Source organism: Streptomyces sp. NPDC002698 (assembly GCF_042888945.1).
Lineage (GTDB): Bacteria > Actinomycetota > Actinomycetes > Streptomycetales > Streptomycetaceae > Streptomyces.
In genome coordinates this window covers 184,462-200,998 of record NZ_JBIAQM010000009.1, presented here as the reverse complement: position 1 = coordinate 200,998, position 16,537 = coordinate 184,462, and the positions used below count along the sequence as shown (strand labels likewise).

12 protein-coding genes are annotated in these 16,537 nt (G+C 71.5%); 5 read left to right on the top strand and 7 right to left on the bottom strand.

The window, feature by feature from the left end:
* The first annotated feature begins 49 nt into the window (after positions 1–49).
* On the top strand, positions 50–4,576 hold the full coding sequence (locus tag ACFYW9_RS16110) for a DUF6531 domain-containing protein (RefSeq protein WP_389149995.1): 4,527 nt from the start codon (positions 50–52) through the stop codon (positions 4,574–4,576).
* Positions 4,577–4,628: 52 nt separating this feature from the next.
* Here the strand turns inward: ACFYW9_RS16110 and ACFYW9_RS16105 are convergent, their stop codons facing one another.
* A complete protein-coding gene (locus tag ACFYW9_RS16105) occupies positions 4,629–5,054 on the bottom strand; it encodes a DUF6299 family protein (RefSeq protein ID WP_389149992.1) in 426 nt (141 codons plus the stop codon).
* Positions 5,055–5,331: 277 nt separating this feature from the next.
* On the opposite strand from ACFYW9_RS16105, the gene ACFYW9_RS16100 reads away from it, so the two are divergent.
* Positions 5,332–5,526: a DUF5999 family protein gene (locus ACFYW9_RS16100; RefSeq protein ID WP_389149989.1), complete on the top strand. Its 195-nt coding sequence runs from the start codon at positions 5,332–5,334 to the stop codon at positions 5,524–5,526.
* Positions 5,527–5,554: 28 nt separating this feature from the next.
* Here ACFYW9_RS16100 and ACFYW9_RS16095 read toward each other — a convergent pair whose 3' ends face one another.
* Together ACFYW9_RS16095 and ACFYW9_RS16090 are read right to left on the bottom strand one after the other, a co-directional pair.
* Complete coding sequence (locus ACFYW9_RS16095) at positions 5,555–5,953, bottom strand: RidA family protein (RefSeq protein WP_326784999.1); 399 nt, start codon at positions 5,951–5,953, stop codon at positions 5,555–5,557.
* 28 nt (positions 5,954–5,981) lie between these two features.
* Positions 5,982–7,127, bottom strand: a complete 1,146-nt coding sequence (locus ACFYW9_RS16090) for an acyl-CoA dehydrogenase family protein (RefSeq protein WP_389149985.1) — start codon at positions 7,125–7,127, stop codon at positions 5,982–5,984.
* 149 nt (positions 7,128–7,276) lie between these two features.
* On the opposite strand from ACFYW9_RS16090, the gene ACFYW9_RS16085 reads away from it, so the two are divergent.
* Together ACFYW9_RS16085 and ACFYW9_RS16080 are read left to right on the top strand one after the other, a co-directional pair.
* A complete protein-coding gene (locus ACFYW9_RS16085) occupies positions 7,277–9,025 on the top strand; it encodes an AMP-binding protein (RefSeq protein WP_389149982.1) in 1,749 nt (582 codons plus the stop codon).
* A 15-nt stretch (positions 9,026–9,040) separates the two neighbouring features.
* A complete protein-coding gene (locus ACFYW9_RS16080; protein WP_351861522.1) occupies positions 9,041–9,895 on the top strand; it encodes a PaaX family transcriptional regulator C-terminal domain-containing protein in 855 nt (284 codons plus the stop codon).
* Here the strand turns inward: ACFYW9_RS16080 and ACFYW9_RS16075 are convergent.
* Both ACFYW9_RS16075 and ACFYW9_RS16070 read right to left on the bottom strand, forming a co-directional pair.
* Complete coding sequence (locus tag ACFYW9_RS16075) at positions 9,879–12,167, bottom strand: bifunctional salicylyl-CoA 5-hydroxylase/oxidoreductase (RefSeq protein ID WP_389149978.1); 2,289 nt, start codon at positions 12,165–12,167, stop codon at positions 9,879–9,881. The genes ACFYW9_RS16080 and ACFYW9_RS16075 overlap by 17 nt on opposite strands.
* 7 nt (positions 12,168–12,174) lie before the next feature.
* The gene (locus tag ACFYW9_RS16070) at positions 12,175–13,002 is read right to left on the bottom strand and encodes an enoyl-CoA hydratase family protein (protein ID WP_389149975.1); all 828 of its coding nucleotides are present in this window, start codon (positions 13,000–13,002) and stop codon (positions 12,175–12,177) included.
* A 480-nt stretch (positions 13,003–13,482) separates the two neighbouring features.
* Here ACFYW9_RS16070 and ACFYW9_RS16065 point away from each other — a divergent pair, with 480 nt between their 5' ends.
* Positions 13,483–13,923, top strand: a complete 441-nt coding sequence (locus ACFYW9_RS16065; protein ID WP_326785005.1) for an ATP-binding protein — start codon at positions 13,483–13,485, stop codon at positions 13,921–13,923.
* A 110-nt stretch (positions 13,924–14,033) separates the two neighbouring features.
* Here ACFYW9_RS16065 and argF read toward each other — a convergent pair whose 3' ends face one another.
* A complete protein-coding gene (argF, locus tag ACFYW9_RS16060) occupies positions 14,034–15,041 on the bottom strand; it encodes an ornithine carbamoyltransferase (protein ID WP_389149972.1) in 1,008 nt (335 codons plus the stop codon).
* A 130-nt stretch (positions 15,042–15,171) separates the two neighbouring features.
* On the bottom strand, positions 15,172–16,395 hold the full coding sequence (locus ACFYW9_RS16055; RefSeq protein ID WP_389149969.1) for an arginine deiminase: 1,224 nt from the start codon (positions 16,393–16,395) through the stop codon (positions 15,172–15,174).
* Positions 16,396–16,537 lie beyond the last annotated feature (142 nt).

Here is a 16,537-nt window from a genome sequence, read left to right as displayed (position 1 = left end):
AGCGGGCATCAAGTAACTTTGCTGAGGCGTACGCGCGTTGAGTGAAGCCATGCGACGGGGGACGAACGTGGGACACCGGCCGACGGATTGGCATGTTCTGGATCTGGAGAAGGATCCGACTCCGGGAGATCCGGACCGGGTGCGGCATCTGGCGAAGACCCTGCACGACTTCGCCGAAGATGTCGCGGGCGCCTTGCGGTCGGTCAAGGGGATGGCGGGTGAGGACGCTGTTCTGGCGTGGGCGGGGAAGTCCGCCGAAGCGTTCCAGGACGAGTTCTCGGGTGTGCCGAAGCAACTGGCGAAGCTGAAGAAGTCGTACGAGATGGCGGGGGACGCGCTCGCGGAGTACTGGCCCAGGCTGGAGCGGGCGCAGGCGCTGGCGGACAAGGCGCTCGCCAAGGGGCGTGAGGCGCAGGCGGATCTGACCTCCGCCAAGTCCCGTCTCTCATCGGCTGATTCGTGGGTGACGCGGGCCAACAGGGAAGCGGACAAGTACAAGGACGATCCGACCGGCAGCAAGGACACCGAGAAGCCGGACGAGTCGAAGGTCCGTGCCGCCACCCGCGACGCCCAGCACGCGAAGTCGGCGCAGACCTCGGCCCGGTCGGACGTCACCTCCGCCGGCAGCGCGGTCGACGCCGCCAAGAAGATGGCCGAAGACGCGCGGAAGATGCGCGAGGAAGCCGCGCACGCCGCGAAGACGAAGATCGACGAAGCGTCGGACGCGGGGATCCACAACCGGAAGTGGTGGGAGGAGGTCGGGGACTGGTTCACCGACAACTGGGACACCATCGTCGCGGTCTGCAAGGTCGTCGTCGCCGTGGTGGGCATCATCGCGATGATCATCGGAGGGCCGATCCTCGGCGCGATCGTGCTGATCGCCGCACTCGTCGTCCTCGCCGACACCCTCGACAAATACGCGAAAGGTCAAGCCTCCCTGTGGGATGTGGCTTTCGCGGCCCTGGACTGCATACCGGGCATGAAGGGGCTCACCACGCTCGGCGGACTCGCCAAGGGAATGAAGGGCCTCGGCAAGCTGGGCCTCAAGGGCATGGCCAAGGCACTGAGGGGTGGGCTCCGCCGGGGCGCGGACGACGCGGTGGCCGCGGGCAAGCGCGCCAAGTCGCGCTGCAAGAACGGCGACCCGGTCGACATGGTGTCGGGCGAGATGCTCATGGAGGAGACCGACGTCGAGCTTCCGGGTCTGCTCCCGCTCGTCCTGCGGCGAACCCACCTGTCGACGTACCGGTGGGGGCACTGGTTCGGCCCGTCCTGGGCCTCCACGCTCGACGAGCGTCTCGAACTGGACGGCGACGGCGCCGTCTTCGCCACCGAGGACGGCATGATCCTCCTCTACCCCGTGCCCACACCCGGTACCTCGGTCATGCCGCTGGAGGGTCCGCGCTGGCCACTGGACTGGGACGGGGAGCCCGGTACCCCCATCCGTGTCACCGATCCCGGCACCGGTCACACCCGGCACTTCGCGCCCCTCGGCCGGTCCACCTCCGCGGACGACGCGTTCACCCTCCCCCTGGCCGCGGTGACCGACCGCGAGGGCCGGCGCATCGACTTCGACCGGGACGAGACCGGCTCACCGACCGCCGTCCGCGACTCCGGCGGCCGCCACCTGCACATCGACACCGAGGGCGAGCGCGTCGTCGGGCTGCGGCTGCGCGGCACGGAGGCCGGGGCCGAGGGCACGACGCTGCTGCGCTACGGGTACGACGCGGACGGTCATCTCACCGAGATACGCAACTCCAGCGGCCTGCCGCTCCGGCTCACCTACGACGACCGGGCACGCGTCACGTCCTGGACCGACCGCAACGGCTCCTGGTACCGCTTCACCTACGACGGCCAGGACCGCTGCGTACGAGGCGAAGGCGCCGACGGCTTCCTCTCCTGCTCCATCGTCTACGCCCCGGAGACCCGCGAGACGCGTTACACCGACTCACTGGGCCGCACCACCACGTATCGGCACAACGAGCGTCGCCAGCTCGTGGCCCAGACCGACCCGCTCGGCAACACCTCGTACGCCGAGTGGGACGCGTACGACCGGCTGCTCTCACGGACGGACCCGCTGGGCCACACCTCCCGCTTCACCTACGACGAGCGCGGGAATCTGACGTCCGTGGTCCGGCCCGACGGCACGGTCACCACAGCCGAGTACGACACCTCCGACCGGCCGTTGTCGATCACGCTCCCGACCGGCGCCCGGCGCGGCTACGTGTACGACGAGCTGGGCCGCACCACCGCGACGGTCGATCCGGGCGGAGCCGTCACGACGTTCACCCATGACGCGTCCGGCGGACTCCTCAGTGTCACCAACGCCCTGGGAGCCACCCACCGTGTCGAGTCCGGCCCGCTGGGGTTGCCCGACTCCACGACCGCGCCGCTGGGTGGCACCACTCGCGTCGCCCGCGACGCCTTCGGGCGCATCGTCGAGTCGGTCGACGCCACCGGTGCCACGACCCGCACGTGCTGGACCGTGGAGGGTCACCTCGCCGAGCGGACCATGCCCGACGGGCGCCGCGAGCGGTGGACCCATGACGGTGAGGGCAACACGGTCCGCTACACCGGCCCGGACGGTCGGCACGTCACGCACACCATCACCCGCTTCGACCGGATCAGCACGCGCACCGACGCGGACGGTTCGACCGTGCGGTTCGAGTACGACACCGAGCTACGGCTCACCCGCGTGACAAGCGCGTCCGGCGCACAGTGGTCGTACGCGTACGACCCGGCGGGCCGCCTCCTGCGTGAGACCGACTTCAACGGCCGTACCATCGCCTACGTCTACGACGCGGCGGGCCGTCTGATCCGCCGCACCAACGGCGCGGGCGAGGTCACCGCCTATGTGCGTGACGCGTGCGGGCGGATCGTGGAGCAGCGTTCCGGTGGCACCGTCACGACCTTCTCCCACGACGCCGCCGGTCGCCTCGTCGGAGCCGTCACCCCTGACACGGCGCTCACCCTCACCCGCGACCCGGTGGGCCGCATAGTCGCCGAGGAGTGCGGCGGCCGCACCCTGCGCACGACGTACGACATCCTCGGCAGGCGGCTGGAACGAAGCACTCCGTCGGGCGCCGTCAGCCGGTGGGAATGGGACGCGAACAACCGCCCCACCCAGGTTCGGCTCGCCGAGCACACGCTCTCCTTCGGCTACGGGGAGTCCGGACACGAGACCGAACGGCGACTCGGTGACACGGCGGTGCTGACCCAGGAGTGGGACGCGGGCCATCGCCTGACCGGCCAGACGGTCACGGGAAACGCCGCGCACGGCGCCGGCCCGTCCGGCACACCGCTGCTGCACCGCTCGTACCTGTACGGGCAGGACGGTGACCTGACCGCCGTCGACGACCAGACCTTCGGAACGCGCCGGTTCACCCATGACCGCCTCGGCCGGGTGGAGACGGTCTCCGCCGCGGGATGGTCGGAACGCTACGCGTACGACGCCGCGGGCAATGTCAGCCTGGCCGAAACCCCCGGAAACCCGCAGGGGGACCGGATCCACGACGGCACGCTCGTGCGCCGGGCGGGCCATGTGACCTACGTCCACGACGCGCAGGGGCGCCTCGTCCGGCAGTCACGCAGGCTGCTGTCCGGCGGCGCGCGGGTGTGGACGTACGCCTGGGACGGTGAGGACCGACTCACCCAGGTCACCACCCCGGACGGACGGCGCTGGGCGTACGTGTACGACGGTCTCGGCCGCCGCACCGCCAAACGTCTGCTCGGCGACGACGGCCGCCCGACCGAGGAGACGGTCTTCACCTGGGACGGCTCGCACCTCGCCGAACAGAGCGGTTCCGGCGACGGCCCCACCAGAAGCTGGGAATGGGCTCCCGGCACCGATCGCGCACTGCTCCAGATCGACCAGGACGAGGTCGACCGCCGCTTCTACGCCATCGTCACCGACCTGGTCGGCTCCCCCACCGAACTGATCGACGAGGAGGGCAGGGTCGCGTGGCGGGCCCGAACCACGTTGTGGGGCAGCTCTGTCGGAGGCGCGGAGGACCTGGTCGACTGTCCTCTGCGCTTCCCGGGCCAGTACCACGACGCCGAGACCGGCCTCCGCTACAACTTCCGGCGCTACTACGACCCTGAGACCGCCCGCTACATCAGCGCCGACCCGCTGGGCCTCGCCCCCGCACCGAACCACCACGCGTACGTCAGCAATCCGCTGCGCTTCACAGACCCTTTGGGCCTGGTCAGTTGCGAGGGCAGCAACCACGGAATCGACACCGCACGCGAGAACCACATCGAGGGACAGCACGGCCCCGGCGCCCAGGACCGGGTCCGGGAGGCGGCGGACCCCACCGGGCCGGAACCCAGGATCCCCGGCGAGTTCAACGACGACTTCCTCTGGGACGGCGACAACTTCGTGCTCGGCCGGAGGCTCATGGAGGGCGTCGACGGGACACCGGCCCTGCCCAACCCACGAGCTCGGGCCGGCCAGAACTCCCACCTGCATCGCTTCGACTACGGCGATATCGTCGGCGTGAACGGCAGCGGCCAGCCGACGAGCGTGGTCGAAGTCGTCATCCGCGACGGCAACATCCACACGGCCTATCCCGTGTGAGCCGCCGCGGGGCCGCCGGTTCACACGGTCGGCGGCCCCGCCTCGCGCCCGTTCAGCTCTGCACGACGGTGATGTCCTGCTCCCGGGTGGCGTGGATCGTGGGCAGGGGAAGGCCGGTGGCGCTGATGTCGAACACCGTGGCCTCGACGCGCGCCGGTCCCGGGACGAGGATCTGGGGCGCCCTCTTCTCCGAGTTGCTCCAGCGGTGCTCCGCGCCGTCGCAGACCGCCGAGGAGCCGCCGACGGGGCGGCTGACCGAGGGATCGCCCTGGGACACCGTGGAGGACACGAACACGGGCCCGGCGGCGCCCGTGCAGCGGTAGGTGCCGGAAAGGGTGACGGTGCCGTCGGCGGCGACCGTGACGGTGGGGTCGACGGTCACCTCGCCGGACGGGGCGGACAGGGCGACGGCGGAGGGGGCGAGGAGCAGAAGCAGCGCGGCACCGGCGGCCGCGCCTGCGGCCTGGCGGAACGACATGGGATACCTCCTGGAGCGGGGACCTGCAAAGGGTGCTCAACAGGTACCGGTCCAAGGCCCCGAGGGCGGTGATCATCACCCCTTTGGTGGCGAGTTGGCGCCGCTCCCCCGGTGACTGGCCGGCGCCGTCCGTCTCGGGGGCGTCCGAGAGTTGTCCTCGTGTTGTCACGCTTCCCGGCCGGATGTTCCGATCGGTTCGCCGCGCGCGCATCTTCTATACATGCGAGGGCGACGACAGCGCCGCCGACACTCTTCGCATCCCACGTGGAGGTGCACCATGTGTTCACACCGGTCTTCGTGCCCGTCCGCGGACGCCGCCGCCGCGCACATCGTCGCCGCCCGTCCCGAGCAGGGCTGGAACCTGCTGTGCAACGGCGCGATCGTCTTCGACGACAGCGGGGAACTGCTCCCCGACGGCAGTGTGATCGCTCCGCACCGGGTGTTCGCCGACCGGCTGGCCGTCGCGGCCTGATCCCCGCTCGCCGCCCCGCCCCGCGGTCCTACGCCAGTACGGCGAACCCGTCGAGTTCGACCAGCGCCTGTTCGTCCCACAGGCGCACCGCGCCGACGACGGCCATCGCGGGGTAGTCGCGGCCCGCCAGCCGGCGCCAGACACGGCCCAGTTCGGCGGCGTGGGCACGATAGTCGGCTACGTCCGTCGCGTAGACCGTGACCCGGGCGAGGTCCGCGGGAGCGCCGCCCGCCGCGCGCAGCGCGGTCAGCAGATTGGCCAGCGCCCTCTCGAACTGCTGGGGCAGGGTCTCCCCCACCACCTTTCCGTCCACGTCCAGCGCGGTCTGTCCGGCCAGGAAGACGACCCGGGAGCCGGTGGCGACCACGGCGTGGGAGAACCCGGCCGCCGGGGAGAGTTCGGGCGGATTCACGCGCTCGGCGGTCACCTGGGCACCTTTCGTTCCGGGCGCCCGTTCACCTGGACACCTCTCCTTCGGCACGCTCGGCCGTTCGGTACAACTCCTTGGCGATGATGGCCCGTTGGACCTCGCTGGCACCCTCGTAGATGCGCGGCGCGCGCACCTCGCGGTAGAGGTGTTCGAGGAGATGCCCCCGGCGCAGGGCGCGGGCGCCGTGCAGCTGGACGGCCGCGTCGACGACGTACTGGGCCGTCTCGGTCGCGAGCAGTTTCGCCATCGCGGCCCGCCGGGGTACGTCCGTGGCCCCCTCGTCGTACGCCGCCGCGGCCGCGTACACCATCAGGCGGGCGGCCTCGGTGCGCAGCGCCATCTCGGCGACCTGGTGGGCCACGGTCTGGAGGTCCCTCAGCGGGCCGCCGAACGCCTCGCGCCGCGCCGTGTGCGCGAGGGCCGCGTCCAGCGCGGCCTGCGCCATGCCGACGGCGAAGGCGCCCACGCTCGGCCGGAAGAGGTTGAGGGTGTTCATGGCGACCCGGAACCCGTGGCCGGGCTCGCCGAGGACGTCGTCCGCCGTGACGGGCACGGCGTCGAAGGCGAGGGCGCCGATGGGGTGCGGGGAGAGCATGTCGAGCGGGGTGCCGGTGAGGCCGGGGCGGTCGGCGGGGACGAGGAAGGCGGTGACACCGCGGGCTCCGGCGTCGGGGGTGGTCCGCGCGAACACGGTGTAGAGGTCGGCCTCGGGGGCGTTGGAGATCCAGCACTTCTCGCCGGTGAGCCGCCAGCCGTCGGCGCCGTCCGCGTCCGCCCGGAGTGCCAGCGCGGCCGCGTCCGAACCCGCGCCGGGCTCGCTCAGGGCGAAGGCCGCCACGGCGGAGCCGTCGGTGACCCGGGGCAGCCAGTGCGCGCGCTGGGCCGCGGTGCCGTACGCGTGGACGGGATGGGCGCCGAGCCCCTGGAGGGCCAGTGCCGTCTCGGCCTCGGTGCAGACCCGGGCCAGGGACTCGCGCATGAGGCAGAGGTCGAGGGCGCCGGAGGCGAACAGGCGGGAGAGCAGGCCGAGCCGGCCCAGTTCGGCGACGAGCGGCCGGTTGACGTGGCCCGGTTCCCCCTTGTCGGCCAGGGGGCGCAGCTGCTCCGCGGCCAGCGCGCGCAGCTCGGCACACCAGGCGGTCTGCCCCGGATCGAGCGAGAATGCGGTCATTGCCCGTCCCCTCTCCCCATCGGACGCCATCCACGTTATCGCGAACCGTTGACTGTCGTCACCAACACGATACGCTCCTTGTGCGAGCCCACCACGACGCCCACCGAGGCAGCCCGTCAAGGCAAGTCAAGGCAAGGGGGCGAGACGCCATGGACCTTGTGGATCCCCTGGATCCCGCAGACACTCCGGGGCCGGCACGTTCGGCCCACGTCGACACCTTCGCGCGCGACCACCTCCCGCCCCCCGGGCAGTGGCCCGAACTCCGCTTCGACCTGCCCGAGCTGCGCTACCCCGACCGGCTCAACTGCGCCGTCGAACTCCTCGCGGACACCGACCCCGAACGCCCGGTGTTCCGTACGCCGTCCGGCGCACCGTGGACCTACGGACAGCTCCGCGCCCGTGTCGACCGGATCGCCCACGTGCTGACCGGCGAACTGGGTGTGGTGCCGGGCAACCGGGTGCTGCTGCGCGGCCCGACCACACCGTGGCTGGCGGCGTGCTGGCTGGCGGTGCTGAAGGCGGGCGCGGTCGCCGTCACGGCGCTCGCTCAGCAGCGGCCGCACGAACTGAGCACGATGTGCTCGATCGCCCGGGTGACCCACGCCCTGTGCGACGTCCGCTCGGTCGACGACCTGGTCAAGGCGGAGGTCCCCGGACTGCGGGTCACCACGTACGGCGGTGACGCGCCCGGCGATCTGCTGCTGCGGATCACCGGCGCCCCGGGCGAGCCCTTCGACGCGGTGGACACGGCCGCCGACGACGTGGCGCTGATCGCGTTCACCTCGGGCACCACCGGCCGGCCCAAGGGCTGCATGCACTTCCACCGTGATGTGCTGGCGATCGCGGACACGTTCTCGAAGCATGTGCTGCGGCCGCGCGAGGACGACGTCTTCGCGGGCAGTCCTCCCCTGGGTTTCACGTTCGGGCTCGGCGGTCTCGTGGTCTTCCCGCTGCGCGCCGGCGCCTGCTCCCTGCTGCTCGAACAGGCGGGCCCCCGACAGCTGCTGCCCGCGATCGCCGAACACCGGGTCTCCGTGCTGTTCACCGCGCCGACCGCCTACCGGGCGATGCTGGCGGAACTGGCGAAGGCGGAGGCGGAGGCGGACGGGCACGACATCGGGTCGCTGCGGCGCTGTGTGTCCGCCGGCGAAAACCTTCCCGCCGGGACCTGGCGGGACTGGCGGGAGCGCACCGGGCTCGGCATCATCAACGGCATCGGCGCCACCGAGCTGCTGCACATCTTCATCTCCGCCGCCGACGGCGACATCCGCCCCGGCACGACGGGCGTACCCGTGCCGGGCTGGCACGCGCGCGTGGTCGACGACGGCGGGACGCCCGTGCCGGACGGCGAGCCCGGTCTGCTCGCCGTACGCGGCCCGGTCGGCTGCCGGTATCTCTCCGACCCCCGGCAGCGGGAGTACGTACGCGGCGGCTGGAACATCACCGGTGACACCTACGTCCGCGACCCCGACGGCTACTTCCGCTATGTGGCCCGGGCCGACGACATGATCATCTCGGCGGGGTACAACATCGCGGGCCCCGAGGTCGAGGACGCGCTGCTGCGGCACCCGGACGTCCTGGAGACGGCCGTCGTCGGGCAGTCCGACGAGGCGCGCGGGCAGATCGTGGTGGCCTACACCGTGCTCAAGGAGGGTGCCCGCCGGGACGCCGAAACGCTGCGCACCTTCCTCAAGTCCGAGCTGGCCCCGTACAAATGCCCCCGCGAGATCGTCTTCCTGGACGCGCTGCCACGGACCGCCACGGGCAAGCTCCAGCGGTTCAGGCTGCGGGAGGAAGGCCGTTCCGGCGGCGCTGCCGGCATCCCTCCGGCCTCCGTGCCCGGGGAACCGGCCTCCGCGGCCGGGGACGACTTGTCCGCGGCCGGCGATCCCAAGTGATCTTCGCGCACTAGAGTGATCAACGTGTCAGAGCACCACGCCCCCCGGTCCCTCATCGTCACTTTCTACGGCGCCTACGGCCGTTTCACGCCCGGCCCGGTGCCGGTGGCCGAGTTGATCCGGCTCCTCGCCGCGGTCGGCGTGGACGCGCCCTCGGTGCGCTCGTCGGTGTCCCGGCTCAAGCGCCGCGGGCTGCTGGAGCCGGCGCGCACGGCGGCGGGCGCGGCCGGGTACGCGTTGTCGCCGGACGCACGGCAGTTGCTCGACGACGGTGACCGCAGGGTGTACGCGACGACGCCTCCCGAGGACGGCGGCTGGGTGCTCGCCGTGTTCTCCGTGCCCGAGTCGGAGCGGCAGAAACGGCACGTCCTGCGCTCGCGGCTGGCCGGTCTCGGCTTCGGCACGGCCGCCCCCGGTGTGTGGATCGCCCCGGCGCGGCTGTACGAGGAGACCCGGCACACCCTGGAACGGCTGCGGCTCGACGGGTACGTGGAGCTGTTCCGGGGCGAGCACCTGGGGTTCGCGGCGACGGCCGACGCGGTGGCGCGCTGGTGGGACCTGACCGCGATCGCCAAGGAGCACGAGGCGTTCCTCGGCCGGCACGCGCGGGTGCTGCACACCTGGGAGGAGCGGACGGACACCCCTCCCGAGGAGGCGTACCGCGACTACCTGCTCGCTCTCGACTCCTGGCGCCATCTCCCCTACACCGACCCGGGGCTGCCCTCGGCCCTGCTCCCCGAGGGCTGGCCCGGCGCCCGCTCGGCCACCGTCTTCCGGGCACTCCACGAACGACTGCGGGACGCGGGCGCGGAGTTCGCCGGGGTGCCTCCGTGGCCGGGGCACCCCGACGACCTCACGTACCCAGGGTGAGCCGGGGTCTGGGGGCGTCGGTGCGGCCGGTCTGGGGGCGGCGGCTGCCCGCGCGGTAGGGCATCGGCCAGTCCGCGCCCGGCCCTTCGTAGCCTTGCTCGGCCGCCGCGTGCAGCGTCCAGTTCGGGTCGTACAGGTGCGGCCTGGCGAGCGCGCACAGGTCGGTGCGCCCGGCCAGGATCAGGGAGTTGACGTCGTCCCAGGAAGAGATCGCGCCGACGGCGATCACCGGGATCCCGGTCTCGTGCCGGATCCGGTCCGCGTACGGCGTCTGGTAGGAGCGGCCGTACTCGGGGCGCTCGTCCGCCACCACCTGGCCGGTCGACACGTCCACCGCGTCGGCGCCGTGCGCGGCGAAGGCCCGTGCGATCGCCACCGCGTCGTCCCCGGTGGTGCCGCCCTCGGCCCAGTCCGTGGCGGAGATGCGTACGGTCATCGGCCGTTCCGCGGGCCACACCGCCCGCACCGCGTCGAACACTTCGAGCGGGAAGCGCAGCCGCTTCTCCAGCGATCCGCCGTACGCGTCGGTCCGCAGGTTGGTCAGCGGGGAGAGGAACCCGGAGAGCAGGTAGCCGTGGGCGCAGTGCAGTTCGAGGAGGTCGAAGCCGCAGCGGGCGGCGCGGCAGGCGGCCGCGGTGAACTGCTCGCGCAGATCGGTGAGCTGGGCGCGCGACAGCTCGCGGGGGGTCTGGCTGTCCGGCCTGTACGGGAGCGGGGAGGCGGCCACGAGTGGCCAGTTGCCGTCCGGCAGGGGTTCGTCGATGCCCTCCCACATCAGCCGCGTGGAGCCCTTGCGGCCGGCGTGGCCGAGCTGGAGGCCGATCGCCGCGCCCGGCGCCTGACGGTGCGTGAAATCCACGATCCGCCGCCACGAGTCGGCCTGCCGGCCGGTGTAGATGCCCGCGCAGCCGGGCGTGATGCGGCCCTCCGCGCTGACGCACACCATCTCCGTCATGACCAGTCCCGCGCCGCCGAGGGCCCGCGCGCCGAGGTGGACGAGATGGAAGTCGCCCGGGACGCCGTCCACGGCCGAGTACATGTCCATCGGTGAGACGACGACCCGGTTGCGCAGGGTCAGGCCACGCAGCCGGAACGGGGTGAACATCGGCGGGGTGCCGGGCGGACAGCGGAACTCACGCTCGACCGCGGCCACGAAGCGCGGATCACGCAGCCGCAGGTTGTCGTGCGTGACGCGGCGGCTGCGGGTGAGGAGGTTGAACGCGAACTGCCGGGTGGGCTGGCCGAGATAGCGGCCGAGGTTCTCGAACCAGTCGAGGCTGGCGCGGGCGGCCCGCTGGGTGGAGGCGACGACCGGTCGCCGCTCCTCCTCGTAGGCCGCCAACGCCTCTTCCAGTGAGGGCTGTTCCTCCAGACAGGCGGTCAGTGCGAGCGCGTCCTCGACGGCGAGCTTCGTACCGGAGCCGATGGAGAAGTGCGCGGTGTGCGCCGCGTCGCCGAGCAGGACCAGATTGCCGTGCGACCAGCGGTCGTTGACGATCGTGCGGAAGGTCGTCCACGTCGATCTGTTGGCACGCAGCGGGCGTCCGCCGAGCGCGTCCGCGAAGATCTTGCCGCACCGCTCGATGGACTCCTGCTCGTCGAGGTCCGCGAACCCCGAGGCGCGCCACACCTCTTCGCGCATCTCGACGATGACGGTGGAGGCGCCGGCCGAGTACGGGTAGCCGTGGAGCTGCATCACGCCGTGCTCGGTCTCGGCGATCTCGAAGCGGAAGGCGTCGAAGGCGAAGTCGGCGGCGAGCCAGACGTAGCGGCAGCGGTGTTCCTCGACGGACGGGCGGAACCACTCCGCGTGGGCCGCGCGCGTGAGACTGTGCACACCGTCGGCGGCGACGACGAGGTCGTAGGCCGCCATGAGTTCGTCCACGGGCGGGGCCTCGGCCGAGAAGCGCAGGTCGACGCCGAGCGAGCGGCAGCGTTCGTGCAGGATCTCCAGGAGCCGGCGCCGTCCGAGCGCCGCGAAGCCGTGGCCGCCGGAGGTGTGCCGCACTCCGCGGTGCACGATGTCGATGTCGTCCCAGCGGACGAACTCGGCCTGGAGCGCCGCGTACACGACCGGGTCGGCGTGCTCGATGCCGCCGAGGGTCTCGTCGGACAGGACGACGCCGAAGCCGAAGGTGTCGTCGGGCGCGTTGCGTTCCCAGACGGTGATCTCGCGGTCCGGGTCCAGGCGTTTGAGGAGGGCCGCGGCATAGAGCCCGCCGGGGCCACCGCCGATCACCGCGACCCGCCTCGCGCCGGCCTTCACGCGCATCCCGGACTCACCTCCCCCGCCACTTCGGGGCCCGCTTCTCGGTGAAGGCGGCGTGGAACTCGGTGTAGTCCTCGCCGTTCATCAGCAGGGCCTGGGTCGCGGCGTCCAGTTCGACGGCGGCCGCGAGCGGCATGTCCAGTTCGGCGGTGAGCAGCGCCTTCGTCTGGGCGTACGCCAGGGCCGGGCCGTCGGCGAGACGGCGGGCCAGCGCCTGGGCGCCCTCGTCGGCGTGCCCCTCGTCGGTGAGTTCGCTGATCAGCCCGATGCGTTCGGCCTCGGGCGCGCGCACCGGTTCGCCGAGCATCAGCAGCCGGGTCGCGTGTCCGAGCCCGACCACACGGGGCAGCAGATAGGCCGCGCCCATGTCGCCGCCGGACAGCCCGACCCGGGTGAAGAGGAAGGCGAAGCGGGCGCTCGGGTCGGCCACCCGGAAGTCCGCGGCCAGCGCCAGCACGGCTCCGGCGCCCGCCGCCACGCCGTGGACCGCGGCGATCACCGGGAACGGGCATTCCCGTACGGCCCTGACGACCTGCCCGGTCATCCGGTTGAAGTCGAGGAGCTGGGCGGTGTCCATGGAGAGGGTCGCGCCGATGATCTCGTCGACGTCGCCGCCGGAACAGAATCCGCGGCCCTCGCCCGCGAGCACCAGGGCGCGCACGGACCGCTCGCGGGACAGCTCGGCGAGCAGGTCGCGCAGGTCGGCGTAGGCACCGAAGGTGAGCGCGTTGAGTTTCTCGGGGCGGGCCAGGGTGACCGTGGCGACGCCGTCGGTGAGCTCGTACCTCAGATGCTGCCAGGCGGCGGTGCGGCCGGCGGAGCCGGTGAAGGGACTCATGGCGGGCGGCCTCCTAGGTCGGGGGCGACGCGATACGGCTGTCTCACCAATTTATCACTCATTCGTGACTGTCGTCATGAGCGCGCGATAGGGGGATCGCGAGACCTGGAGGTCGGGTCCGGACGTGCCGCGGTACGCGCGCGACACGACATAACGGATTGGCTATGAGTCGTGAAGCGAGGGTCGCGTGCCGTGACGAGGCGGCCACAAGTCGTGAACGGGGGGCCGCGAGGGGACCGTGGTCCGTCACCGCGTCACGGATCGTCGATAGCCGTGTAACGGCGGGACCGGAGGCGGGAGGGGAACCGTTTGTCCGGGTACACAGTCCGTATCGGACCGAACGTCCCGAAAGGAGGCCTCACCCTCTCCGGAACACGTCGGCCGATGTCCCCGAACAGTCCGCCGAGCGCGTTCACCCGATGGCGCCGTACCATTCCTTAGGTTGTAAGCAGGACAGCCTGCTCCACGAACGGACCCGCCTTGCACGACACCCCAGCACCCGCCTCCTGGCGCATCGCGCTGCCGCACACCGTCGCGGCCGTGCCGGTCGCCCGCGCCCTGGTCCGCACGGCACTCGCGGAACGGGAGCACGCGGCCGACAGCGACACCGCCGAGCTGCTCACCGCGGAGCTGGTCGCCAACGCGGTCGAGCACACCGCGGGCGACGGACCGATAGAGCTGGTCGTGGAACTGATGCCGACCGGCTGCCGGGTCGAGGTGCACGACCCGGACCCGGAGCCACCCCTCGATCTGACGCTGCCGCACCCGCCCGGCGAGCCGGACCCCTGGCAGGAGCACGGGCGCGGCCTGCTGCTGCTCCGCGCCCTCAGCTCGGCCTGCGGGCACCGCCCCACCGACTCGGGCAAGGCGGTCTGGTTCAGGCTGCCCGTGATTCCCGCCCAGCGGCAGCCGGCGCTGTAGCGGCCCGCACGGGACACGCGCGTCACCCGCAGGGACGTACGGACATGCGGACCTGCCCGCTACGGGCCTGGGGCTCTACGGGCTCACGGGCTCACGGGCTCACGGGAAGATCAGGCCAGCGTGGCGACCATGATCGCCTTGATGGTGTGCAGCCGGTTCTCGGCCTGGTCGAAGACGACGGAATGCGCCGACTCGAAGACCTCGTCGGTGACCTCCAGCGAGTCGAGTCCGTACACCTCGTGCAGTTCGCGGCCGACCCGGGTGCCGAGGTCGTGGAAGGCCGGCAGGCAGTGCAGGAACCTGACGTCCGGGTTCCCGGTGGCGCGCAGTACGTCCATGGTCACGGCGTACGGGGCCAGGGCGCCGATGCGCTCGGCCCACACCTCCTTGGGCTCCCCCATGGAGACCCAGACGTCGGTGGCCACGAAGTCGGCGCCCCGCACGCCCTCGCCCACCTGCTCGGTGAGGGTGACGCTGCCGCCGCTCTTCGCGGCGAGTTCGCGGGCCTTCGCGACGATCTCGCCGTCCGGCCAGTAGGCCCGGGGGGCCACTATCCGCACATCCATGCCGAGCAGCGCGCCGGTGATCACGTACGAGTTGCCCATGTTGAAACGGGCGTCACCCATGTAGGCGAAGGCGATCTCATCGACCGGCTTGGCGCAGTGCTCGGTCATGGTGAGGACGTCGGCCAGCATCTGGGTGGGGTGCCATGCGTCGGTGAGGCCGTTGTAGACCGGCACTCCGGCATGGGCGGCCAGCTCCTCCACCGCGGACTGGCTGTCGCCGCGGTACTCGATCGCGTCGAACATGCGGCCGAGCACACGGGCGGTGTCCTTCACGGACTCCTTGTGACCGATCTGCGAGCCGTTCGGGTCCAGATACGTCGTCGAGGCACCCTGATCCGCGGCCGCGACCTCGAAGGCGCAGCGGGTGCGCGTCGAGGTCTTCTCGAAGATCAGCGCGATGTTCCTGCCCTGGAGATACCGGGTCTCCGCCCCGGCCCGCTTGGCCGCCTTGAGCCCGGCGGCCAGCTCGACCAGGCCGAGGAACTCCTCCTCCGTGAAGTCCAGCTCCTTGAGGAAGTGACGGCCGGCGAGGGCGGTCGGGACTGTCGCCATGGGGGCGCTCCAGGGATGACGGGGACGAGGACGGGACCGGACGCCTGAAATTCTATACGACCTCCAGCATTTATATGCGGCCTGTCGTTCGACTCCGTGCGACGACCCCGCCCACCGGCCCCGCGGGCCCCTACACGGGGTCCCGTACGACGGGGCAGCTCATGCAGCGGGGGCCGCCCCTCCCCCTGCCCAGCTCGCTGCCCGGGATCTCGATCACCTCGATGCCCTGCTTGCGCAGATGGGTGTTGGTGGTGGAGTTGCGCTCATAGGCGATCACGACGCCCGGCTCGACGGCGAGGACGTTGCAGCCGTCGTCCCACTGCTCCCGCTCGGCCGCGTGCACGTCCTGCGTGGCGGTCAGGACCCGGATCTCGTTGAGGCCGAGCGCCGCCGCGATGGCGCGGTGCATGTGCTCCGGGGGGTGGTCGGTGACCTTCAGCTCCTTGTCCCCCACACCCGGCTCGATGGTGTACGAGCGGAGCATGCCGAGCCCGGCGTACTGCGTGAAGATGTCGCCGTCGACCATCGTCATCACCGTGTCGAGGTGCATGAGCGCACGCCGCTTGGGCATGTCGAGCGCCACGATGGTGCGGGCCGAGCCGGCCGCGAACAGCTTGTGGGCGAGCATCTCGACGGCCTGGGGCGTCGTCCGCTCGCTCATGCCGATGAGCACCGCGCCGCTGCCGATGACGAGGACGTCGCCGCCCTCGATGGTGGACGGGTAGTCCGCCTGCCCCTCCGACCAGAGGTTGAAGTCCTCGCCGCGGAACAGCGGGTGATGCCGGTAGATCGCCTCGAAGTGCACGGTCTCGCGCTGCCGGGCCGGCCAGCGCATGGCGTTGATGGAGACCCCGTCGTAGATCCAGGCGGAGGTGTCACGGGTGAAGAGGTGGTTGGGCAGCGGCCGCAGCAGGAAGTCGTCCAGGTCCATGACGTGGAAGCGCACGGAGGTGGGTTCCGCGTGCGCGTCCAGGAACTCGCGCTTGGTCATGCCGCCGACGAGCACGGACGCCAGCTCCGGGGCGGGCATGGCCTCGAAGGCGGCCCGGAGGTGGTCGGTGGCGAGCGGACCGTACTCCTTCTCGTCGAAGACCCGGTCCAGGACGAGCGACCTGGCCTCCCCGATGGCCACGGTCTCGGTGAGCAGGTCGCCGAAGAGGTGGACGGCGACCCCGCGGTCGCGCAGCACGTCGGCGAACCCGTCGTGTTCCGCGCGCGCCCGGCGCACCCACAGCACGTCGTCGAAGAGGAGCGCGTCCTTGTTGCTGGGGGTGAGCCTTTTGAGCTCGAGATCGGGCCGGTGCAGGATGACGCGGCGCAGCCGCCCGGCCTCGGAGTCGACATGGAATCCCATGCCTCCATCCTGACCATCCGGACGCGTGTTCACCCGTGGATCGCCCGAGCCGCACCGCATTCATTTCGTCCTCTTGACGATAAGCCTGCCCGTTCGTTATCGTCTCAGTGACGACAATGAACGACGTGGAGCCGCCGGGACA